This window comes from Bordetella genomosp. 5, from assembly GCF_002261315.1.
In the GTDB taxonomy this organism is placed as follows: domain Bacteria; phylum Pseudomonadota; class Gammaproteobacteria; order Burkholderiales; family Burkholderiaceae_B; genus Bordetella.
Window position 1 is genome coordinate 87,662 of sequence record NZ_NEVP01000008.1, and the last position, 22,655, is coordinate 110,316.

Genomic DNA, 22,655 nt, shown 5'->3' on the forward strand with positions numbered 1-22,655 from the left:
TCAATGCGTGGGGGGTGCGCCCGCGGGCACGATAGAAATGATCTGGCTGCGAGGCGCGGGCGACGCGGCGTTGCCCGCGTGCAGCCCGCACTCCTTGGAGTCCGACGACTCCCACCACCAGCGGCCCGCGCGCAGGTCTTCGCCGGGGCGGATGGCCCGCGTACAGGGCTCGCAGCCGATCGACGGGTAGCCCTGGTCGTGCAGCGGGTTGTAGGGAATGCCCAGCTCGCGGATCGCCAGCCAGACATCGGCCTCGGTCCAGGCGGCCAGGGGATTGAATTTGTGCAGGCCGAATACCGGATCGTGCTCGTCGAACGGCAGCTCGCCGCGCGTGACGGCCTGCTCGCGCCGCTGGCCCGTGATCCAGGCGCTGCGGCCGGCGAGCGCGCGCTTGAGCGGCTCGACCTTGCGGATCTGGCAACAGGCCTTGCGCAGGGCCACGCTCTCGTAGAACGCGTAGGCGCCATGCTCGGCCACATGGGCCGCGACGGCGGTCGCATCGGGGCGCCACACCTCGATCTCCCGGCCGTAGTGCTCGTGTACGGTATCCAGCATGGCGAGCGTTTCGGCGTGCAGGCGGCCGGTGTCGAGCGAAAACACGCCCAGCGGCACGCCGCCGCCGAAAATGGCGTGGGTGAGCAACATGTCTTCGGCGGCGAGCGAAGACGCGAGCACGGCGTCGGGGTGCGACGCCGCGATGCCGGCCAGCCGCGCCTGCAGCTCGTGCCAGAGCTGGGCCACGCGGGGGTCGGAAAGTGCGGATTGCGTCATGGATCAGGCCTGTGCGGCGAACACCCGGGCGCGGCGCGGCCGCGCCAGCAGGGGTTCGCCTTCTTTCAGATTGAGTTCGCGGAACAGCCGCTCGGGCACCTCGGCCTCGATCAGCGCGTCGGCGTCTTCGCGCGCGAGTTCGAGGTAGGCACTCGGGCCGGCCAGGTAGGCATGCGCCAGCCGCACCGGCACGCCAGCCGCGCCGGCCCCCGCGTCGGCGACGCGCAGCACCTCGACCTCGTGCGGCCGGACGTAGGCGATGGCGCCGACGTCGTGTCCCTGCTCCAGCCCCGGCGCCGGCAGCGCGACGCCATGGGCATGCCACTGGCCGTCGCGGGCGTGACCGTGCAGCTGGTTCACGTCGCCCAAAAAGCCATAGACGAACGGCGTGGCCGGGTTCTCCCAGACCTCGCGCGGCGTGCCCACCTGTTCGATCTTGCCGGCGTTCATCAGCACCACCCGGTCGGCCACCTCGAGCGCCTCTTCCTGATCGTGGGTGACGAACACGCTGGCCACGTTGAGCTCGTCGTGCAGGCGGCGCAACCAGCGGCGCAGCTCCTTGCGCACCTTGGCGTCGAGCGCACCGAACGGCTCGTCGAGCAGCAGCACGCGCGGCTCCACGGCCAGCGCCCGGGCCAGCGCGATGCGCTGGCGCTGACCGCCCGAGAGCTGCGAGGGATAGCGGTCGGCCAGCCAATCGAGCTGCACCAGTTGCAGCAGTTCGTGCACCTTGGATCGGATGTGCGCCTCGGACGGGCGCAGCGAGCGGTGCTTCACGCGCAGACCGAAGGCGACATTCTCGAACACCGTCATGTGCTTGAAGAGCGCGTAATGCTGGAACACGAAGCCGACCTGGCGGCGGCGCACGTCCACGGCGGTGGCATCCTCGCCCGCGAACAGCACGCTGCCCTGGTCCGGCGCTTCCAGCCCCGCGATGATGCGCAGCAACGTCGTCTTGCCACAGCCCGACGGCCCCAGCAGCGCGACCAGCTCGCCGGTCTCGATCGAGAGCGACACGTCGTCCAACGCACGGAAGTCGTTGAAACGCTTGGACAGATTGCGAACTTCGATACTCATGCCTTATCTCCTTCAGGCCACGGCGGCCGAGGTCGCCGGCGACGGGGCCACCGGGCGCTCCACCGGCAGCGATGCGTCGCGCAGCAGCTTGTGGTTGCGCCACTCGACGAGGTTCTTGATCAACAGGGTCACGAGCGCCAGCAGCGCCAGCAGCGACGCCACCGCGAACGACGCGGCGAACTGGTACTCGTTGTAGAGAATCTCCACGTGCAACGTCATCGTGTTGGTGAGGCCGCGCACCTGGCCCGACACCACCGACACCGCGCCGAATTCCCCCATCGCCCGCGCGTTGCACAGAATGGCGCCGTACAGCAGGCCCCACTTGATATTGGGCAGCGTGATGCGCCAGAAGATCTGCCAGCCGCTCGCGCCCAAGGTGAGCGCGGCCTGTTCTTCCTCGCTGCCCTGGGCCTGCATCAGCGGAATCAGCTCACGCGCGACAAACGGAAAGGTCACGAACAAGGTGGCGAGGATCACGCCCGGCACGGCATACACGATCTTGATGTCATGCGCCTGCAGCCACGGGCCGAACCAGCCCTGGGCGCCGAACAACAGCACGAACACCAGACCGGCCACCACCGGCGACACGGAAAACGGCAGGTCGATCAGGGTGATCAGCACCTGCTTGCCGCGAAACTGAAACTTGGTGATGGCCCAGGCCGCCGCCACGCCGAACACCAGATTCACCGGCAGCGCGATCGCGGCCACCAGCAGCGTCAGCTTGATCGCCGACCAGGCGTCGTCGTCGGTGATGGCGGCCACGTAGACTTCCCAGCCGCGCTTGAACGCCTCCGTGAACACCGCCACCAGCGGCACCAGCAGAAACAGCGCAAGAAAGCCCAGACCGAGCGTCAGCAACAGGCCGCGCACCCAGCGCGGCTCGGTCAGATGGTCGGGACGAATGTCGGCGCTCATGCGAGCCTCCCGTTACGGCGGGTCTGCCAGCCTTGCAGCAGGTTGATGAGCAGCAGCAATGCGAACGACATCAACAGCATCACCGTCGCGATCGCCGCGGCGCCCGCATAGTCGAACTCTTCGAGCTTGGCGATGATGAGCAGCGGCGTGATTTCCGACACCATGGGCATGTTGCCGGCAATGAACACGACCGAGCCGTACTCGCCCACCGCCCGGGCGAAGGCCAGCGCGAACCCCGTCAGCAGCGCCGGAAACAAGGCGGGCAGCAGCACGCGGCGCACCGTCTGCCAGCGGTCGGCGCCCAGGCTGGCGGCGGCCTCCTCGATCTCGCGCTCCACGTCTTCGAGCACCGGCTGCACCGTGCGCACCACGAACGGCAGCCCGATGAATATCAGCGCGATCACGATGCCCAGCGGCGTGAACGCCACCTTGAGATCGAACCAGCGCAGAAGCGGCTCGCCCAGCCAGCCGTTCTTGGCATAGAGCGCGGTGAGCGCGATGCCGGCCACGGCCGTGGGCAAGGCGAACGGCAGGTCGACCAGGGCATCCACGACCTTCTTGCCCGGAAAGCGGTAGCGCACGAGGACCCAGGCGACGATGGTGCCGAACACCAGATTCACGAGCGCCGCGATCAGCGACGCCCCGAACGTCAGTTTGTAGGAGGCGACGACGCGCGGCGCGGTCACCGTGTCCCAGAAGCCCTCCCAACCCAGCCCGGCGCTCTTGATCGGCAGCGCGGCCAGCGGAATCAGCACCAGCAGGCTGAGATACAGCACCGCGAAGCCCATGGAGATGCCAAAACCCGGCAGGACGCCGGGGCCGTTGCGTCGGCGGGGCAACGCAGCGCCCCCCGCGGAAATGGAGACCGAACTCATCGTGTCGCTTCCGCTATCGCCGCTTATTTCTTCTGCGGCTGGTACACCTGGTCAAAGGTGCCGCCGTCGCTGAAGTGATCCTTCTGGGCCTTGCGCCAGCCGCCGAAGATCGGATCGTCGATCGTCACCAGCTTGAGCTTGGGGAACCGGCTCTCGTACTTGGCGGCGACATTCTTGTCGGTCGGGCGGTAGAAATTCTTGGCGATGATTTCCTGTGCGGCCGGGGTGTACAGAAACTCGAGATAGGCCTGCGCCGCGGCGCGGGTGCCCTTCTTGTCCACGACCTTGTCCACGATGGCCACCGGGGGCTCGGCCAGGATCGAGAGCGACGGCACGATGATGTCGAACTTGTCCGGACCCAGCTCTTCCTGGGCCAGGAAGGCTTCGTTCTCCCAGGCCAGCAGCACGTCGCCCACGCCACGCTCGACGAAGGTCGTGGTCGAGCCCCGGGCGCCGGTATCGAGCACCGGCACGTTCTTGAGCAGCGCGCCCACGAACTCACGGGCTTTGTCGGTGCTGCCGTTGTTCTTCTGCAGCGCATAGGCCCAGGCGGCCAGATAATTCCAGCGCGCGCCACCCGAGGTCTTGGGATTGGGCGTGATGACCTCGACGCCCTGCTTGATCAGGTCGTCCCAATCCTTGATCTGCTTGGGGTTGCCCTTGCGCACCAGGAACACGATGGTCGAGGTGTACGGCGAGCTGTTCAGCGGCAGACGCTTTTGCCAGTCCTGCGGCAACAGGCCCTTGTCGGCGATCGCGTCGATATCGTAGGCCAGCGCCAGCGTGACCACGTCGGCATCCAGACCGTCGATCACCGAGCGCGCCTGACGACCCGAACCGCCATGCGACTGGCGAATCGTGAGATCGGTGTTGGCCTTTGCCTTGTATTCCTTGATGAAGGCATCGTCCACCGCGCGGTACAGCTCGCGGGTCGGGTCGTACGACACGTTCAACAGCGTCTGCTTCTGCTGGGCTTGCGCCACGGGCAGACCCAGGGTGAACGTCATGGCGAGCGCGGCGAGCGCGGTCAGGAATCCGGCATTACGGGCAGGCATCTGTGCATCCTTGGTTTGTTTGTAGTGAGTGGATGCAAGTGTGCGTGCGGCACGTTGTGAACGGAACGAATCATTAATTGATTGTTCATCGCCGCAAGGCATAAGAAAAACCGGGACGCCACGCAATGAAAAAAGGCCGTTTTCCCGGGGAAAAACGGCCTTTTTTCATAGAGGGCAGCCAGCGACTGCCCCTCCGCGCACGGGCTCGAAAATCGAGCCGCCGCTACAGAAAAGTCATTTACTTATTCGGTTGCGGCGTGATGCGCAGATACGGACGCACGGCCTTGTAGCCCTTGGGGAACTTCTCTTTGATCACCGCTTCGTCTTTCAGCGACGGCACGATGATGACGTCATCGCCGTCATTCCAGTTCACCGGCGTGGCCACGCTGTGGCTGTCGGTGAGCTGCAGCGAATCGATCACGCGCAGGATCTCGTTGAAGTTGCGGCCGGTGCTGGCCGGATACGTGATGATCAGACGCACCTTCTTGGCCGGGTCGATGATGAAGACCGAGCGCACGGTGGCCGTGGCGCTGGCGTTCGGGTGGATCATGTCGTAGAGCTCGGAGACCTTGCGATCCTCGTCGGCCAGGATGGGGAAGTTGACCTGGGTGGACTGGGTCTCGTTGATGTCGCCGATCCACTGCTGGTGCGAATCGACGCCGTCGACCGACAGGGCCAGCACCTTGACGTTGCGCTTGGCGAACTCATCGGCCAGCTTGGCCGTGTAGCCGAGTTCGGTGGTGCACACCGGCGTGAAGTCGGCCGGATGCGAAAACAGCACGCCCCAGCTGTCGCCGAGATAATCGTAGAAACGCAGCGTGCCCGTGGAGGACTTTTGTTCGAAATCGGGGGCGGTGTCGCCCAGACGGAGTTGACCCATCGCTATCTCCTGACGGCAAGTTGTGAGGCCAGATGATTCTTGCATCAAACCTGGCCACGGGGAAATAAGGAACTTATATAACCTTATGCAATATCGGCGAGCGCGGCGCTGGCGTCCGTGACCTCGCCCGCGCGCACGGTGGCGGACAGCCCCAGCGCACGCGGCAGCAGCTGCGCGCCGTAGAACAGCGCCGTGCCCAGCTTGTTGCGATAAAAGGGATCGCTGCTGCCATCGGCCAGATAGCGGCGGCTCACCAGGGCGGCGCGCGCCATCTGCCAGCCGCCGTGCACGATGCCGGCCAGCATCAGATACGGCACGCTGCCGGCATACACCGCACGCGGGTGGGTGCTGGCGTGCTGCAGCAGATAATCGACCGCCGACTCATAGGCCTGGATCGCCTGATCGAAGTTGTCGCGCAGCAGGCGCAGGCCATCGCGCTCCGTGGCGTCGGCGCGCGCCGCGTCGCCCTCCAGCGCCTTGAGCGTGTCGCGCATGGCGGCGATCGAGGCATACGCAGTGGCGCCGCCGTCGCGCAGGGTCTTGCGTCCGACCAGATCGTTGGCCTGGATCGCGGTCGTGCCTTCGTAGATCGGCAGGATGCGGGCGTCGCGGTAGTGCTGCGCCGCGCCGGTCTCCTCGATGAAGCCCATGCCGCCGTGCACCTGCACACCGAGGGACGCCACCTCGACGGCCGACTCGGTCGAGAAGCCTTTCACGATCGGGACCAGGTATTCGTAGAACGCGCGGTTGCGCGCCCGCACCTCCGCGTCCGGATGATGCGTGCCCTTGTCGTGCGCCGCGGCCGCCACGTAGGAAATCGCACGCGCGGCTTCGGTCAGTGCGCGCATGGTGAGCAGCATGCGCTGCACGTCGGGGTGATGCGAGATCGTGACCGGCCCCGCCGAGCCTTCGATGGCACGGCCCTGCACGCGGTCGCGCGCGTAGGCCTGCGCCAGCTGGTAGGCGCGCTCCGACAGCGCGATGCCCTGCTGCCCCACGGAATAACGCGCCGCGTTCATCATGATGAACATGTACTCGAGGCCGCGGTTCTGTTCGCCTACCAGATAGCCCACTGCGCCTTCGCCCACATCGCCCTTGCCGGAGCCATACAGCAGCACGGCCGTCGGACTGCCGTGAATGCCGAGCTTGTGCTCGAGCGAGGCGCACCAGACATCGTTGCGCGCGCCCAGCGAGCCGTCGTCGTTGACGAGGAACTTCGGCACGATGAACAGCGAGATGCCCTTCACGCCCGCCGGCGCATCGGGCGTGCGCGCCAGCACCAGATGGATGATGTTTTCGGCGAGATCGTGTTCGCCATAGGTGATGAATATCTTCTGGCCAGACAGGCGGTAGCTGCCGTCGTCCTGCTTGACCGCGCGCGTATTGACCAGCGCCAGATCGGAGCCTGCCTGCGGCTCCGTGAGGTTCATCGTGCCGGTCCATTTGCCGCCCAGCAGATTGGGCACGTAGGCACGGCGCTGCGCCTCCGAGCCCACGGTCAGCAGGGCCTCGATCACGCCATCGGTCAGCATGGGACACAGCGAGAAAGCGAGGCTCGCCGCCTGGATGTTCTCGCCCGCCGGCGCGGACACCAGATGCGGCAGGCCCTGCCCGCCCCATTGCTGCGGGTGCTGCAGGCCCTGCCAGCCGCCCGCCGCGTAGTCGGCGAAGGCCTGGGCGAAACCGGGCGTGGTCGTGACCTTGCCGTCCTGCCAGACAGGCGGCTTCGTATCGCCCGCCACGTTCAGCGGCGCCACCGCCTGCTGCACGAATCGCGCGTTTTCTTCGAGGATCGCTTCCACCAGGTCCGGCGTCACCTCTTCGAACCCCGGCAGCTTCAGGATCTCGGCCAATCCGGCCAGCTCGTTCAGGGCAAAGCGGATGTCGCGTGCGGGCGTGGTGTAGGTCATGTCGTCTCCGTTGATATAAGCGCGGCGGACAGCGTGCTGGCACGCCATCCGCGGAAAAACTCAAACGTTGAACCGCTAGCTTGCATGGTAGGCCAGCGCCACGATGAGTGGCCCCAGCACGGGCAGAAGCACGTTGGCGATCGCGTACGTGACGGTGTAGCCCAGGAGGGGAATGGGGCTGCCCGCCTTCGCGATCACCGCGCTCACGGTGGGCGTGCTCACGTGCTGGCCGGCGATCGCCCCCAGCAGGAGCGGCCCTTCGATCTTGAGGATCTTGTGCCCGATCCAGAGCGATGCGCATGCCGGGCCCAGCGATACCAGAAGCCCGAGCAACGGCAGTACCAATCCGTGCTCTTTCAAAAGCGTAATCGCCTGCGGACCTGCGGACAACCCCACGCACGCAATGAAGATCGCCAGACCCAGCTCCTTGAGCAGGCTCAGGGCCGGCGCCGGGATATGACCCACGCCCGGGCGCTTCGCCGCGATCCAGCCGCAGATGAGCCCGCTCACGAGCGCCCCGCCCCCACTGCCGAGCGACAGAGGAATGCCGCCGAGCGTGACCGCGAGGCTGCCGATCAGCAGGCCGGCCAGAATGCCGGCCGACAGGAACACGAGGTCCGTCATGCCGTCGCGGCGCAACTCGCCGCCCAACCGCTGCGCGGCCTCGCCGAGCTCGGGGTCGGTGCCGACCAGGGTCACCACGTCACCGTACTGCACCGTGGTCGACGGCAGAATGGGCAGATCCAGACCGCCGCGCTCCAGGTTCACGAGGAACACGCCGCGCGCCGCCGCGTTGGCCTCGGCGCGGCGGCCGAGTTCGGCCAGCGTCTGCCCATTGACGCGCTTGCGGTTCACCACGACCTGCTTTTCGCGCAGGTTGAGGGCTTCCGCGTGCGCGGCGGGAATATCGATCTCGGGGCCCACCAGCGCATTGGCGCGCAAGGCGAAGCCGCGCAGGCCGAGCACGACCACGATATCGCCCGAGCGCAGCGTCTCGGCACGGCTGGCGGGCACCGCCTCGCCATTGCGCAGGATGCGCGTGATCACGGTACGCCCGCCCAGTTCGGCCTCGATCGCGCCCACATCGCGGCCATCCGCCTCGCGCACGAGGTGCGTGCGCCCGACCAGCCGCGGCAGCGCCGGCAGGTTGTCTTCGTCCTTGTCCGGCACGCCACCGAGCTTTTCTTCCAGCGCCTTGGACGCCTTGCGCAGGTCGATGCCGAGCAGCACGGGCGCGACCTGACTGGTGAAGATCACGATGCTGATCATGCCGACCAGATAGGTGAGCGAGTAGGCGATGGCGATGTTGGCTTCCATCTGCTGCACCTGGGCGGCGTTGAGCCCCAGGTGGCGCAGCGCCTCTGAGGCCGTGCCCACCACCGCCGACTCCGTCGCGGCGCCCGCGGCGAGGCCCGCCGTCGTGCCAGGATCGAAGCCGAACAGGCGTGCCGCCATCAGTGCGATGCTCAGCACCAGCACGGCCTCGACCAGCGGCAGCACCATGAAGCGCAGGCTGGAACGATTGAGGTTGGCGAAGAAGCCCGGGCCGCCGGAATAGCCCATGGCAAAGATGAACAGCGCGAAGGCGATGTCCTTGACCTGGAAGCTCGCCTGGCACCCCGTCTGCCCCAGCAGCAGGGCGACGATCAGCGTGCCACACACGCCGCCGAGCTCGACGGGTCCGATGCGTAATCGCCCGACCAGAAAGCCCAGCCCCACCGCGAGAAAGACGATCGCGATCGGGACGCTATTGAAAAAACCCACCGAGCAGGAGAGGTCTCTCATCGGAGCACCTCGCCACGCAGCCACACGGGATATCGCCGAGCCATGCCCATCTCCTTTGCCGGTCCAGGAACGCGATGAAGGGTGTTGCGACATGCGGTGATGCGAACGACGCGCCATGGCCGGTCATGCGGCCCCGAACGCGCGTCCGGGAGACATTAGCACCAAACTTGCGAGCATGGTGGGGTGGCGATGCGCGCGCGCTCGCCGCCCTCGCGGGCGCCCGCATGAAGCCGTGCATGGGGCCGCGCAAGGACGAAAAAAAACCGCAGGCCGAAGCCTGCGGTTTTTTGGGGATGGGCGGCTTGCGCGGCCCGGCCCCTGACTTACAGCGCGGAGGTCAACTCCGGAACGACCTGGAACAGATCGCCCACGAGGCCGTAGTCGGCCACGCCGAAGATCGGCGCTTCGGGGTCTTTGTTGACCGCGACGATGACCTTCGAGTCTTTCATGCCGGCCAGATGCTGGATCGCACCCGAGATGCCGACCGCCACGTACAGCTGCGGTGCGACGATCTTGCCGGTCTGGCCGACCTGCCAGTCGTTGGGGGCGTAGCCCGCATCGACGGCGGCGCGCGAGGCGCCCAGGGCGGCGCCCAGCTTGTCGGCGAGCGGATCGAGAATCTTGAAGTTCTCGGCGCTGCCCAGACCACGGCCACCCGAGACCACGACGCGCGCGCCGGCCAGTTCGGGACGGTCGCTCTTGGCGACTTCGCGGCCCACGAACGAGGACAGGCCCGAATCGGCCACGGCTTCGATCGTTTCGACGGCAGCCGAGCCACCTTCGGCGGCCACGGCGTCGAAGCCGGTGGAGCGCACGGTGATGACCTTGACCGAGTCGGCCGACTGCACGGTGGCGATCGCATTGCCCGCGTAGATCGGGCGTTGGAACGTGTCGGCGGATTCGACGGCGGTGATGTCGGAGATCTGGGCCACGTCGAGCTTGGCGGCCACGCGCGGGGCGATGTTCTTGCCCGAGGCGGTCGCGGGGAACAGGATGTGGCTGTACGAGCTCGCCACGGCCAGGACCTGAGCGGCGGCGTTCTCGGCCAGCGCGTCGGCCAGTTGCGGGGCGTCGGCCAGCAGGACCTTGCTCACGCCGGCGATCTTGGCGGCCTGGTCGGCCACGGCGCGCGCGTTGCTGCCCGAAACCAGCACGTGCACGTCACCACCGATCTTGGCGGCGGCGGCAACGGTGTTCAGGGTAGCGCCCTTCAACTGGGCGTTGTCGTGTTCGGCAATAACCAGCGTCGTCATCACACCACCTTCGCTTCGTTCTTGAGTTTGTCGACCAGCGCGGCGACATCGGCCACCTTGATGCCGGCCTTGCGTGCCGGCGGCTCGCTGACCTTCAGCGTCTTCAGGCGCGGCGCGGCATCCACACCCAGGTCATCGGGCGTGAGGGTGTCGAGCTGCTTCTTCTTGGCCTTCATGATGTTGGGCAGCGTGACGTAACGCGGCTCGTTCAGGCGCAGGTCGGTGGTGACGATGGCGGGCAGCTTGAGCGCGACGGTTTCGAGACCGCCGTCGACTTCACGCGTGACCGTGACCTTGCCGTCGGCAAGCTCGACCTTGCTGGCGAACGTGGCCTGGGGCCAGTCGAGCAGCGCGGCCAGCATCTGGCCGGTCTGGTTGGCGTCGTCGTCGATGGCCTGCTTGCCCAGGATGACCAGCTGCGGCTGTTCCTTGTCGACCACGGCCTTGAGCAGCTTGGCCACGGCCAGCGGCTGGAGTTCGGCGTCGGTCTGCACCAGCACGCCGCGGTCGGCGCCGATGGCCATCGCGGTGCGCAGGGTTTCCTGGCTTTGTGCAACGCCGCAAGAGACGGCGATGACTTCCGCAACGCTGCCCTTTTCCTTCAGGCGCGTCGCTTCCTCGACGGCGATTTCATCGAAGGGGTTCATCGACATCTTCACGTTGGCGATGTCCACCCCGGTTTGATCGGACTTCACGCGTACCTTGACGTTGTAGTCAACGACACGCTTGACGGGTACCAGCACCTTCATCCAGCAGCCTCCTAATAAACAATCATTGCCCGGCATGGAGCCGGGCCCGCATTGCACAAATTTCTTTCGATTCTACAGCTTTGAAAGGGATCGTATGTGCGCAACAACACTTCGGCCCAATGCCGACAGGTTGTAACCCCCCTCCAGCATGCTGACGACGCGGCCCTGCGCGTGCTTGTCGGCCAGCGCGACGAGTTGGTCCGTGATCCAGGCATAGTCGGCCTCCACCAATCCCATTTGCCCCATGTCGTCTTCGCGGTGGGCATCGAAACCCGCGGAGATCAGCACCAGCTGGGGCCGGTGCGCCTCCAGTCGCGGCAGCCAGGTGTCGCGCACGATGTCGCGCACCGCCGCGCCGGCGGTGTAGGCGTCCACCGGCACGTTGACCATGTGGTCGGCCGGATGATCCGTCCCGCTATTGGGAAAAAACGGGTGCTGGAAAAAGCTGCACATCAGCACGCGCTCGTCGCCGGCGAAAATCTCTTCGGTGCCGTTGCCGTGATGCACATCGAAATCCACGACCGCCACCCGCTCGAGCTTGTGGAATGCGAGGGCATGCGCCGCCGCGATCGCCACATTGTTCAGAAAGCAGAATCCCATGGCCCGCGCCGACTCGGCGTGATGCCCGGGCGGGCGCACCGCGCAGAACGCCGTGCTCGCCTCGCCGCCCATCACCGCGTCGACCGCCGCCACCCCTGCCCCGGCGGCATGCAGCGCCGCCTCGTAGGTGTACGGATTCATCAGGGTATCGGGATCGATCGTGGCGTAGCCCACGTCGGGCTGGCGCGCGCGCAGGTTATCCAGATAGGCCACGGTGTGGACGCGCAGGATGTCGGCGCGCGAGGCTTCGGGCGCCTGCCGTTCGTTGACGTAAGGCGCCAGCCCGCTGGCCAGCAGCTGGTCGGAAATGGCATCCAGCCTCTGTGGGCTCTCGGGGTGCCAGCTGCCCATTTCATGCATGCGGCATGAGGGGTGGGTAAGATACATGGTCTCCATAAGGAAGATTATGTTCATCAGTGGTCGTTTCCTGCAAATCACCGCGCTAGCCGCCGCCCTCGCCACCTCCCTCGCCGGGTGCGCCACCCGCGCGCCCCAGGCCGCTCCCGCCGCGGCCGCCGCCCCCGAAATCGCCCCCGCGGCCGCCCGTGGCACGCCTGGCGCGGTTCGGATCGGTCCGACCGAACCGCCCGCCGAGCCCTCCGCCACGCTGGATCCGAGCGGCAAGCTGCGCCCCGAGGTGCGCGCTTTCGGCGAACAGCTCGCGCGCGACCGCAGCCTGCCGCTGAATCAGGTGCTCACCACGCTGGAGTCGTCCCGCTATAACGCCACGGTCTCGCGTCTGATCGCGCCCTCGCCGCCGGGCAAGAAGGTATGGCGCAGCTGGAACACCTATCGCGCACGCTTCATCGAGCCCAAGCGCATCGGTTGGGGCGTGGACTTCTGGCAGGCCAATGCCCCCCTCCTCGACCGCGCGGCGCAGCAGTACGGCGTGCCGGCGTCGATCATCGCGGCCATCATCGGCGTGGAGACGCTCTACGGCCGCAATATGGGCAATTTCCGCGTGCTGGACGCGCTGGCGACCCTGGCCTTCGACTACCCGGATCCCGCCAAGCCCGAGCGCGCCGAGATGTTCCGCGGCCAGCTGGCCGACTTCATCACGCTGTCGTATCAGGGCAAGCTCGAAATCGACGCCGTGGGCTCATTCGCGGGCGCCATCGGCATGCCGCAGTTCATGCCCGGCTCGATCGCGCGCTATGCCGTCGACGGCGACGGCGATGGCCACATCCACCTCGAGAGCAGCGTCGAAGACGCCGTGATGTCGGTGGGCAATTTCCTGGTGCAGCACGGCTGGCAGCGCGGCCTGCCGGTGTTCGCGCCCGTTACCCTGCCGGCCGATCCCGCGCCGCTGGTGGCGGGCGGCCTGCAACCCACGCTCGACTGGCCCGCCCTGCAGCGCGCGGGCGCGCGTCTGGCGCCGGGTGCCGCGCCTGCCAGCTGGCAGACGCATCCGCTGGGTGTGATCGACCTCGCCGAAGAAATGCGCGGCACGGCGGTCTATCGCACCGCCACGCCCAATTTCTTTGCCCTCACCCACTACAACCGCAGCTACTTCTACGCCACGGCGGTCGCCGACCTCGCGGCCGAGCTGCAAAGCCGCATGAACCGCCAGTCCGCGGCCGGCACGGCCGCGCCGGGCACGACGAAGCGCAATTAGTTGAACACGCCGGTCGACAGATACCGGTCACCCCGGTCGCAGACGATGAACACGATGGTGGCGTTCTCGACGCGCTCGGCGACGCGCAGCGCGCCGACCAGCGCGCCGGCCGACGAAATGCCGGCGAAGATGCCTTCTTCGGCGGCCAGCCGGCGGGCCATCTGCTCGGCATCGGCCTGCACGATCGACTCGTACGCGTCGACCAGGCTGCGATCGAAAATCTTGGGCAGGTAGGCTTCGGGCCACTTGCGGATGCCCGGGATCGACGAGCCTTCGGCGGGCTGCGCACCCACCACCTGCACGGCGGGGTTGCGCGACTTGAGGTAGGTGGACACACCCATGATCGTGCCGGTGGTGCCCATGGCGCTCACGAAGTGCGTGATGCGGCCGCCGGTCTGGGTCCAGATTTCGGGACCGGTACCTTCGATGTGGGCGCGCGGGTTGTCCGGGTTGGCAAACTGATCGAGCACCTTGCCCTTGCCTTCGGCCTGCATCGCCATGGCCAGGTCCCGGGCGTATTCCATGCCGCCCTTGTCGGCCGGGGTCAGGATCAGCTTGGCGCCGTAGGCGGTCATGGCGGCGCGGCGCTCGACCGAGAGGTTGTCGGGCATGATCAGGATCATGCGATAGCCGCGCATCGCCGCCGTCATGGCCAGCGCGATGCCGGTGTTGCCGCTCGTGGCCTCGATCAGCGTGTCGCCCGGCGCGATCTCCCCGCGCTCCTCGGCGCGCAGGATCATCGACAGGGCAGGACGATCCTTGACGGAACCCGCGGGGTTGTTGCCTTCCAGCTTGGCCAGGATCACATTGCCACGCGCCTCGCCGGCCGAGCCGGGGATGCGCTGCAGGCGGACCAGCGGCGTGTTGCCGACGGTCTGTTCGATGGTGGGATAGGTGACTTTGCTCATCGGCTGATCATACCCGCGCGGACGGCGGCGGGGGCGAAAGCCCCGAATGGGCTCAGGGCCTCCACGACAGGCGGCCGTCAGGTGCGTCGGGACCGGGCCGCTGGCACGGCGCCCGGCAAGCCCCTCGGGCAGTGGCGGCGACAGGGAGTGGCGGGGTCCACGGGCGGTGGCGGCCCCACGCAGGGACGCGGGCCACCGGCAGTGGCGGCCCCAGGCAGGGACGGAGGCCACCGGCAGTGGCGGCCCCAGGCAGGGACGGAGGCCACCGGCAGTGGCGGCCCCAAGCAGGGACGCGGGCCACCGGCAGTGGCGGCCGCAGGCGTGGTGGGTGCCACGGGCAGTGGAAGCGGTCGCAGGCAGGGGCGGCGGCCACGGATACCGGTGCGCTGCCGTACCGCCCTGCCCGAGCCCTCGGGCTCAACGGCCCGCCGCCGCGCCGGACTGGGACCGGCCACGGCCGGCCGGCGCCGCCGTGCCGCCCTCCTTGCCCGGCTGCGGGGCACCGGCGGAGCTCGCCCCCGCGGCGGGCGGCGAAGCCGCGGGCGCCGCGCTGGCACGAGAGGCGCCCTGCTCCGCACCCGCGGACAGGCCGGCCTCGCGCAGCGACTGCAGCGTCTTCTCGCCGATGCCCCGCACGCGCTCGCGCAACGCGTCGAGCGTGGCGAACGGACCATTGCGATCCCGTTCGGTCAGGATGCGCTGCGCCATGCTGGGACCGATACCGCGCAGGGTTTGCAGCTGGGAGGCGTCGGCCCGATTGACGTCGAGCGCGCGGGCATTACCGGCGGGCAGCGCCAGACCGCCCATCAACGCCACGCCGAGCAGGGCAGCCCGCGCACGGCCACCCAGCGCGAGCCACGCGCGGCTCGCGGCGCGGCCGGACGGCACGGCGGGTGGCACGGAAGACGACGGCGCGACGCGACTCGGCGGCGCCGGTCGAAGATGCGTCGGGCGGATCGGTGCGGCGGGTGTGCGGGAATGAAAGCCGTGAAAGACGGGGAAATGGAAAGACGTCGGGCGGGACATGGCAGGCTCCTGGGAAGGATGACGGCCGATACGGCCGCCACACCTCATGGTCGGCCCGCGCGGCCCCGCGTGCACGGGGAGTGCACGCGATTGCCCCTGCGGAAGCCCCGCAGGGCGAGCGCGACACCCGCCCTGCGATTGGCCATCATCGACTTGCCGTCCGCGACTAGCCGTCCGCGACTAGCCGTCCGCGACTAGCCGTCCGCGACTAGCCGTCCGCGACTAGCCGTCCGCGACTAGCCGTCCGCGACTGGCCGTCCGCGACTGGCCGTCCCGCCTCTCCGACCGCGACTCGCCTTCTGCCTCAGCCCTGCGAACGCCAGTAGCGGACGTATTCCGTCACGCCGGTCTGGACGTCCCGCATGGGAGCGACGAAACCCGTTGCGCGCAGGTTGTCGACGTTGGCCTGCGTGAAGCTCTGATAGCGCCCCTTCAGATCGTCGGGGAACGGCACATAGCGGATCAGTCCCTGCTCGACCTGCTGCGCCAGCGTGAGGGCCGCCTCGCCGCGTTCGGCGCGCAGCGCGTTGACCACGGCATGCGCGATGTCGTTGAAGGGCTGCGCCCGGCCGGTGCCGCAATTGAACACGCCGGAAATCTGCGGATGGTCGAGGAAGTGCAGGTTCACGGCCACGACATCCTCGACCGAGATGAAGTCGCGGCTCTGACCGCCGTCGGCCCAGCCGTCCCAGCCGCCGAACAGGCGCACATGTCCTTCGGCCAGGAACTGGTTCATGTTGTGGAACGCCACCGAGGCCATGCGGCCCTTGTGCTGCTCGTGCGGACCGTAGACGTTGAAATAACGCAGGCCCACGACCTGCGCCGTGAGGCGGTCCATGCGGGTGCGCAGCACCTGATCGAACAACAGCTTGGAGTAGCCGTAGACGTTGAGCGGCTTTTCGTTGGCCGGCTCTTCGACATACACCGACGAGCCGCCATAGACCGCGGCCGACGAGGCGTACAGGAAAGGCACGCGCTGCGCCTGGCAGTACTCGAACAACTCCAGCGTGACGCGGTAGTTGTTGTCCATCATGTAGCGGCCGTTGCGCTCGGTCGTGTCGGAACACGCGCCCTGATGAAACACGGCGCGCAGCTTGGGCAGACGCCCTTCGCGCACGCGCTCGCGGAAGTCATCGTGGCCGATGTAATCGGCGATGCGGCAATCGACCAGATTGCGGAATTTGTCGCCGTCGGTCAGATCGTCGACGACGATCACGTCGTTGATGCCCCGGCGGTTCAGGCCGCGCACGAGGTTGCTGCCGATAAAGCCGGCGGCGCCAGTAACCACGATCATGGTGTCTCTCCTGCAAGTTCGGCGGCCGTCACCACCGAGGTACCGAGTTTGCCGACCACGATGCCGCCGGCACGATTGGCCCAGCCCATCGCGTCGGCCCAGGGCAGGCCCGCGGCGCGCATGACGGCCAGGGTGGCCAGCACGGTATCGCCCGCGCCGGACACGTCGAAAACCTCATGAGCCTGTGCGTCCACATGCTCGCGGCCTTCCTGGGTGAAGAGGGTCATGCCCTGCTCCGAACGCGTGACCAGCAGCGCGTCGAGATCGAGCTCGCCGCGCAGGCGCTGCGCGCGCTCTGTGAGCTGGGCCTCGGTCGTCCAGCGGCCCACGGCCTGCTGCATCTCGGAACGATTGGGCGTGACCAGGGCCGCGCCGCGATAACGCGTGTAGTCGTCGCCCTTGGGATCGACCAGCACCGGGATGCCCGCGGCACGCGCCATGGAAATCAGATGCCCGACACGCTCCAGCGTGCCCTTGGCGTAGTCGGACAGAATGACGATGTCGTGCCGGCCGAGCTGACGCGCGAACGCGGACTCGACGCGGTCCAGCGCGGCGGCGTCGGGTTGTTCTTCGAAGTCGACACGCAGCAACTGCTGCTGGCGGCCCAGCACGCGCATCTTGAGCGTGGTGTGACGCTGCGGATCGCGGACCAGCTCGGCCTGGACGCCATCGGCGCCCGCCAGGGCCTGGATGCTCGCGCCGGCTTCGTCGTCGCCGATCACGCCGATCAAGGTGACCTGAGCGCCTAGCGCGGCGATGTTGCGCGCCACGTTGGCCGCGCCGCCGAGACGATCTTCGCGGCGCGCCACGCGCACCACGGGCACGGGCGCCTCGGGCGAAATGCGGTCGACCTCGCCGAACCAATACCGGTCGAGCATCACGTCGCCCACGACCAGGATGCGGGCCCCGGCGACTTTATCGGAGGGAAAACGATTCATTCGGATTCTTCCAGACGACGCGGCGCGTAGGTCTCCCAGGCATTGCAGCCGGGGCACTGCCAGTAGAAGCGCCGCGCCTGAAAGCCGCAATTGCGGCAGGCATAACGGTCGAGACGCTGCGTGTGCTTGTGGATCAGGCTGCGCAGCAGGGTGAGATCCGCGCCGGGCACGGGGCTCTCTTCGCCCGCGCCGGCCGGGCTGGCCAGCTCGGCCTCGAGGAGGCGATCCAGGCCCAGCAGCGAGGGGTGGTGGCGCAGCGCATTGCGGGCGAATGCCCAAGCCGTCGCGCTGCCCTGCTGCACACGCAGCTCGCGAAACACCACGTTGAACAGATCGAGCGAGGCATGGCGCTCGTATTGCTTGTGCAGCAGCTCCAGGCCCACGGCGGGCTGGCCCGCCTGACGATAATTGTTGAGCAGCGTCTCGGCGACCAGGCCCGCGAACTCGGGCGCGTCGCTCAGCACCGACTCGAGATGCAGGCGCTCGCTCTTGGTGTCCTGGGTGGCGGCCGCGAGGCGCGCGCGCAGCATCGCGGTGCGCACCTTGGAGGCTTTGCTCAGGCCCCCGCTCTTGCCGGCCAGCTCGGCGGCGTGGTCGGCGGCGTCGAGGGCCGTCTGTGCCGCCTCGATGGCGGGCGGCTTGGCCGACAGCGCCGTGTGGGCCTCTTCGCAGTAGTAATGCACGATCTGCGGCACCGGTTCGTCGACCAGGCCATGCAGCGTCTTGACGGCCTCGATGGCGCGCGGCCAATCGTGCTCGGACTCGTAGATGCGGATCAGCGAGCGCAGCGCCGGCAGCGCGTAACGCGTGTCTTTGAGCGATTCGAACGTGGCCTCGGCACGATCCAGCATGCCGGCCTTGAGAAAGTCCTGGGCCAGCTCGTGCTGCGCGTGTTCGCGCTCGGCCGCGGGCAGGTCGGACCGCGCCAGCAGGCTCTGGTGCACGCGGATCGCGCGCTCCATCTCGCCACGGCGCCGGAACAGGCTGCCGAGCGCGAAGTGCAGTTCGGTGGTTTCGGGGTCGAGCTTGGCCACTTCGACGAACGCGTCGATGGCGCGGTCGGGCTGCTCGTTGAGCAGAAAATTCAGGCCCCGAAAATACGAGTCGGGCAGCGTGCGCGTCTCGCGCAGCATTTGGCGGAAGTCAAACCGCGCCGCCAGCCATCCCAGGGCAAACAGCACGGGCACGAAAATGAGCCACCAAGGTTCAAAATCCACAGTGTGGGCACTCGCAGGGTTGCATAAATAACAACGATACCGTCAGCCTGGCGGAGACGGTATCGAAAAAATCAAGAAAAACGGCCGAACGCGGGATGAATGAACCCGGATCAGAGCGGCGACATGGGCGCCACGGCTTCGGGCACCACGGGCTGCGGGGTGCCGTTGGCGGCGGCCTGCAGGCGCTCGACCTCGCGGCGCAGGCGCTGGGCCTCGCGGCGGCGGCGCATGGAGGCCGGAACGGTCAGCAACAGGCCGAACAAGGTACCGAGCACGAAGGTCACCAGCATTACCACGATGAGCGGCACGTCGTGCACCACGTAGTCGGCATAGAACTTCACGGCAACCGGGTCGGTGTTCTTGAGCGCGAACATCAACACCGCAACGAACACGAGCAATCGCAGTGCCCAGACAAGGTAGCGCATGACGCATGCTCCAAATAGAGAAACTCAACGCGGGTGATTGTAAGCGAGAAGCGTCCCCTGCTCCGCTTCGCCAGGCCGCGGCGTCGCAGCTCGCCTGAAATCCGGCACGGGCGCCAAAAAAACAAAGCCCCTCGATCACTCGAGGGGCTTTGTGGGTCGAGACGACCGTGCAGCGCGCCGTACGCGCCCGCCTTGCTCAATGCATGGCGTGCAGGTCCAGCACGGACTGCAACGGGTCGGACGATCCATTGGAGGAATCGCCACCCTGTTCGCTACCAACCAGATCCACGCGTTCGCGCAATTCCTTGCCGGCCTTGAAGTGCGGCACCTGTTTACCAGGCACCAGCACCTGTTCACCCGACTTGGGATTGCGACCGACGCGGGGCGACCGCTGGGACAACGAGAAGCTGCCAAAACCGCGGATCTCGATGCGCTGACCCGAGGCCAGGGCCTGAGTCATCGCGTCGAGCATGGTCTTGACGGCGTAATCGGTGTCGCGGGCGGCCAGCTGGGGATAGCGGGCCGCCAGAGCGGCGATCAGCTCCGACTTGGTCACGTATTAACCGTCGTTGCGCTGTTGGTCCAGCTTGGCCTTGAGCAGAGCACCCAGGTTGGTGGTACCCGAGGAGGCGCTGGCTTCGGACATGCGCTGAATGGTATCGGCGGTCTCGGCGTTGTCGCGAGCCTTGATCGACAGCTGGATCGAACGCGCCTTGCGGTCGATGTTGATGATCATGGCTTCGACGTTGGTGCCAGCGGACAGAACCGTGGTGGCATCTTCGACGCGGCCCGAGGAGATCTCGGAAGCGCGCAGGTAACCTTCGACGTCGACGGACAGCGTCACGACGGCACCCTTGGGTTCGACCGACTTGATCGTACCGGGGACCACGGCGCCCTTGTCGTAGGTGGCCACGAAGTTGTTGAACGGATCGCCTTCGAGCTGCTTGATACCCAGCGAGATGCGCTCCTTGTCGGTGTCGATACCGAGCACAACGGCTTCGATCTCGTCGCCCTTCTTGAAGTTGCGCACGGCTTCTTCGCCGGTTTCCGTCCACGACAGGTCGGACAGGTGAACCAGACCATCGATGCCGCCGGGCAGACCGACGAACACGCCGAAGTCGGTGATCGACTTGATGGCGCCGCGGACCTTGTCACCACGCTTGAAGTTGGTGGCGAACTCTTCCCACGGGTTCTGACGGCACTGCTTCATGCCCAGCGAGATACGACGACGGTCTTCGTCGATTTCCAGGACCATGACTTCGACTTCTTCGCCCAGGGTCACGACCTTGCGCGGATCGACGTTCTTGTTGGTCCAGTCCATTTCGGAGACGTGCACCAGGCCTTCGATGCCGGCTTCGACTTCAACGAACGCGCCGTAGTCGGTCAGGTTGGTCACCTTGCCGAACAGACGGGTGCCCTGCGGGTAGCGGCGAGCGAGGCCGACCCACGGATCTTCGCCCAGCTGCTTGACGCCCAGCGACACGCGGCTCTTTTCCTGGTCGAACTTGAGGACCTTGGCTTCGACTTCCTGACCCACTTGCAGGACTTCGGAAGGGTGACGCACACGGCGCCAGGCCATGTCGGTGATGTGCAGCAGGCCGTCGATACCGCCGAGGTCCACGAACGCGCCGTAGTCGGTGATGTTCTTGACCACGCCCTTGACCACAGCACCTTCGTGCAGGGTTTCGAGCAGCTTCTGACGCTCTTCGCCCATGCTGGCTTCCAGCACTTGGCGGCGCGACAGCACGACGTTGTTGCGCTTGCGGTCGAGCTTGATGACCTTGAACTCGAGGGTCTTGCCTTCGTACGGGGTCGTGTCCTTGACCGGACGCAGGTCGACCAGCGAACCCGGCAGGAACGCGCGGATGCCGTTGGTCATGACGGTCAGGCCGCCCTTGACCTTGCCCGTGATGGTGCCGGTAACCAGCTCGCCATTCTCCAGGGCCTTTTCCAGCTGCAGCCATGCCGACAGACGCTTGGCGCGGTCACGCGACAGGATCGTGTCGCCGTAGCCGTTTTCGAGCGAGTCGATCGCCACCGAGACGAAGTCGCCAGGTTGAACTTCCAGTTCGCCCTGGTCGTTCAGGAACTCTTCCAGGGGGATGAGCGCCTCGGACTTCAGGCCGGCGTTGACGACGACGAAATTGTGGTCGACGCGAACGACTTCGGCGCTGATGACCTCGCCGGACTTCATGTCCTGGCTCTTGAGGCTCTCGGCAAACAGGGCGGCAAAGCTTTCGCCGCCGGCAGCTTGAGTGGAAATGGAAGACATTAGGTTGGAATCCATTAGGCCAAAATGGCCGTTGAAAACACACCGCAACGGATTGCCCGCCACAGTGGAGTGAAAAAACCTGGCGATTGCGCCGGCTCTTGCGGGGTGGTCCCGTGGGAGCGCGGTCTGGCCGTCAGGGCGGTAAAACCATCCCGTGCGCAAACATCCCGCACGGGGTACAAAATCGAGTCAAACCAATCGGCCTGGGCCGGCGGTGCCTGTGAGCATCCCGCACACCATTCGCGGGATATTCTCGCCGGCATTCGGGTCACATTCGGGTCACGTTCGGGTCACATCCGCAAGGATCAGGCCTGCCGGGCGCGCCACAGATCGAGCACCGCGGCAACGGTCTGCTCGATCGTGAGACTGGACGAATCCAGCTCCACGGCGTCGGGTGCCGCGGCAAGCGGCGCCACCGCTCTCTGGGTGTCGCGGGCGTCACGCTCGCGCATATCCTTCAAGAGGTCGGCTAGGTTAGCAGAAATTCCCTTTTCGATCAACTGCTTACACCGCCTCTCGGCGCGGGCCTCGACGTCGGCGATCAGGAAGATTTTCAGGGACGCGTCGGGGAAGACGACGGTGCCCATATCGCGGCCGTCTGCCACGAGTCCGGGCGGGAGCCGGAAGGCGCGCTGGCGCTCCAGCAGCGCCTGGCGCAGGGCGGGATAGCCCGCGATGCGCGACGCGAAATTGCCCACGGCCTCCTGGCGGATGTCATGCCCCGCGTCACGGCCGGCCAGATACATATGCGGCCCCTCGAAGCGCACGTCGAGGTTCTGGGCCACGGCGACCACGCCCGCCTCGTCGTCGGGATCGATGCCCGCCTGACGCGCGGCGAGCGCCGTCAGGCGATACAGCGCGCCGCTGTCGAGCACCGTGAAACCCAGCGCCTTCGCCACACGGTGCGCGATCGTGCCCTTGCCCGAAGCGGTCGGGCCGTCGATGGTGATCACCGGCGCCTGGGCGCCTGCGGCTGCGGGAGTGCTCATGTGTGCTTCCAGTAATGAGGCCCGCGGCAGGCGGGCCGGCCGGCGGGGCCGGCAATGGGATGTTGCGGTCGATGCGAACGTCGGTGACACGGGACGGCGGC

Annotated in this window: 21 protein-coding genes; 1 reads left to right on the forward strand and 20 read right to left on the reverse strand. The window is 67.0% G+C overall.

Translation table 11 applies throughout. The features are described 5' to 3' along the window. From CAL25_RS24415 to CAL25_RS13995, 11 genes are all read right to left on the reverse strand, one after another. Entirely contained in the window at positions 1-771 is a 771-nt protein-coding gene (locus CAL25_RS24415) for a phosphoadenylyl-sulfate reductase (protein ID WP_249279077.1), read from the reverse strand. 3 nt (positions 772-774) lie between these two features. After that, positions 775-1,848 carry a sulfate/molybdate ABC transporter ATP-binding protein gene (locus tag CAL25_RS13950; protein ID WP_094800959.1) on the reverse strand — a complete coding sequence of 358 codons (1,074 nt, stop codon included), beginning with the start codon at positions 1,846-1,848 and terminating at the stop codon, positions 775-777. A 12-nt stretch (positions 1,849-1,860) separates the two neighbouring features. After that, positions 1,861-2,763, reverse strand: coding sequence for a sulfate ABC transporter permease subunit CysW (gene cysW, locus CAL25_RS13955; RefSeq protein ID WP_094800961.1), 903 nt, complete (start codon positions 2,761-2,763; stop codon positions 1,861-1,863). Then, a complete protein-coding gene (gene cysT / locus CAL25_RS13960) occupies positions 2,760-3,638 on the reverse strand; it encodes a sulfate ABC transporter permease subunit CysT (RefSeq protein ID WP_094800963.1) in 879 nt (292 codons plus the stop codon). Before cysT ends, cysW begins: the two co-directional genes overlap by 4 nt. 23 nt (positions 3,639-3,661) lie before the next feature. After that, positions 3,662-4,693 carry a sulfate ABC transporter substrate-binding protein gene (locus tag CAL25_RS13965; RefSeq protein WP_094800965.1) on the reverse strand — a complete coding sequence of 344 codons (1,032 nt, stop codon included), beginning with the start codon at positions 4,691-4,693 and terminating at the stop codon, positions 3,662-3,664. A gap of 238 nt (positions 4,694-4,931) precedes the next feature. After that, the gene (locus CAL25_RS13970; RefSeq protein ID WP_094800967.1) at positions 4,932-5,573 is read right to left on the reverse strand and encodes a peroxiredoxin; all 642 of its coding nucleotides are present in this window, start codon (positions 5,571-5,573) and stop codon (positions 4,932-4,934) included. An 83-nt stretch (positions 5,574-5,656) separates the two neighbouring features. Further along, positions 5,657-7,483 carry an acyl-CoA dehydrogenase gene (locus tag CAL25_RS13975; protein WP_094800969.1) on the reverse strand — a complete coding sequence of 609 codons (1,827 nt, stop codon included), beginning with the start codon at positions 7,481-7,483 and terminating at the stop codon, positions 5,657-5,659. Positions 7,484-7,558: 75 nt separating this feature from the next. Continuing rightward, on the reverse strand, positions 7,559-9,268 hold the full coding sequence (gene aspT, locus CAL25_RS13980; protein WP_094800971.1) for an aspartate-alanine antiporter: 1,710 nt from the start codon (positions 9,266-9,268) through the stop codon (positions 7,559-7,561). 323 nt (positions 9,269-9,591) lie between these two features. Beyond that, positions 9,592-10,521, reverse strand: coding sequence for an electron transfer flavoprotein subunit alpha/FixB family protein (locus tag CAL25_RS13985; RefSeq protein WP_094800973.1), 930 nt, complete (start codon positions 10,519-10,521; stop codon positions 9,592-9,594). Continuing rightward, positions 10,521-11,270 (reverse strand): electron transfer flavoprotein subunit beta/FixA family protein, encoded by a 750-nt coding sequence (locus CAL25_RS13990; RefSeq protein WP_094800975.1) that lies wholly within the window; start codon positions 11,268-11,270, stop codon positions 10,521-10,523. Before CAL25_RS13990 ends, CAL25_RS13985 begins: the two co-directional genes overlap by 1 nt. Before the next feature lie 72 nt (positions 11,271-11,342). Further along, the gene (locus tag CAL25_RS13995; protein ID WP_094800977.1) at positions 11,343-12,266 is read right to left on the reverse strand and encodes a histone deacetylase family protein; all 924 of its coding nucleotides are present in this window, start codon (positions 12,264-12,266) and stop codon (positions 11,343-11,345) included. A gap of 10 nt (positions 12,267-12,276) precedes the next feature. Between CAL25_RS13995 and mltB the strand changes: the two genes are divergently transcribed. Beyond that, on the forward strand, positions 12,277-13,485 hold the full coding sequence (gene mltB / locus CAL25_RS14000; protein WP_094800979.1) for a lytic murein transglycosylase B: 1,209 nt from the start codon (positions 12,277-12,279) through the stop codon (positions 13,483-13,485). Here the strand turns inward: mltB and cysM are convergent. The 9 genes from cysM to cmk form a co-directional block, all read right to left on the reverse strand. Then, entirely contained in the window at positions 13,482-14,393 is a 912-nt protein-coding gene (cysM, locus tag CAL25_RS14005; protein ID WP_094800981.1) for a cysteine synthase CysM, read from the reverse strand. The genes mltB and cysM overlap by 4 nt on opposite strands. Before the next feature lie 417 nt (positions 14,394-14,810). Continuing rightward, on the reverse strand, positions 14,811-15,419 hold the full coding sequence (locus CAL25_RS24420; RefSeq protein WP_249279078.1) for a ComEA family DNA-binding protein: 609 nt from the start codon (positions 15,417-15,419) through the stop codon (positions 14,811-14,813). Positions 15,420-15,723: 304 nt separating this feature from the next. Beyond that, positions 15,724-16,713 (reverse strand): ADP-glyceromanno-heptose 6-epimerase, encoded by a 990-nt coding sequence (gene rfaD / locus CAL25_RS14015; RefSeq protein ID WP_094800983.1) that lies wholly within the window; start codon positions 16,711-16,713, stop codon positions 15,724-15,726. Next, positions 16,710-17,651 carry a D-glycero-beta-D-manno-heptose-7-phosphate kinase gene (rfaE1, locus tag CAL25_RS14020; RefSeq protein WP_094800985.1) on the reverse strand — a complete coding sequence of 314 codons (942 nt, stop codon included), beginning with the start codon at positions 17,649-17,651 and terminating at the stop codon, positions 16,710-16,712. Before rfaE1 ends, rfaD begins: the two co-directional genes overlap by 4 nt. After that, positions 17,648-18,868, reverse strand: a complete 1,221-nt coding sequence (gene lapB / locus CAL25_RS14025) for a lipopolysaccharide assembly protein LapB (protein WP_094800987.1) — start codon at positions 18,866-18,868, stop codon at positions 17,648-17,650. The genes rfaE1 and lapB overlap by 4 nt, the downstream gene beginning before the upstream one ends. Before the next feature lie 110 nt (positions 18,869-18,978). Next, positions 18,979-19,293 (reverse strand): lipopolysaccharide assembly protein LapA domain-containing protein, encoded by a 315-nt coding sequence (locus tag CAL25_RS14030; RefSeq protein WP_094800989.1) that lies wholly within the window; start codon positions 19,291-19,293, stop codon positions 18,979-18,981. Positions 19,294-19,489: 196 nt separating this feature from the next. After that, a complete protein-coding gene (locus tag CAL25_RS14035; protein WP_094800991.1) occupies positions 19,490-19,849 on the reverse strand; it encodes an integration host factor subunit beta in 360 nt (119 codons plus the stop codon). Between the two features lie 3 nt (positions 19,850-19,852). Continuing rightward, entirely contained in the window at positions 19,853-21,565 is a 1,713-nt protein-coding gene (gene rpsA, locus CAL25_RS14040; protein WP_170948495.1) for a 30S ribosomal protein S1, read from the reverse strand. A 305-nt stretch (positions 21,566-21,870) separates the two neighbouring features. Further along, the gene (cmk, locus tag CAL25_RS14045) at positions 21,871-22,554 is read right to left on the reverse strand and encodes a (d)CMP kinase (protein WP_094800995.1); all 684 of its coding nucleotides are present in this window, start codon (positions 22,552-22,554) and stop codon (positions 21,871-21,873) included. Between the last annotated feature and the right edge of the window lie 101 nt (positions 22,555-22,655).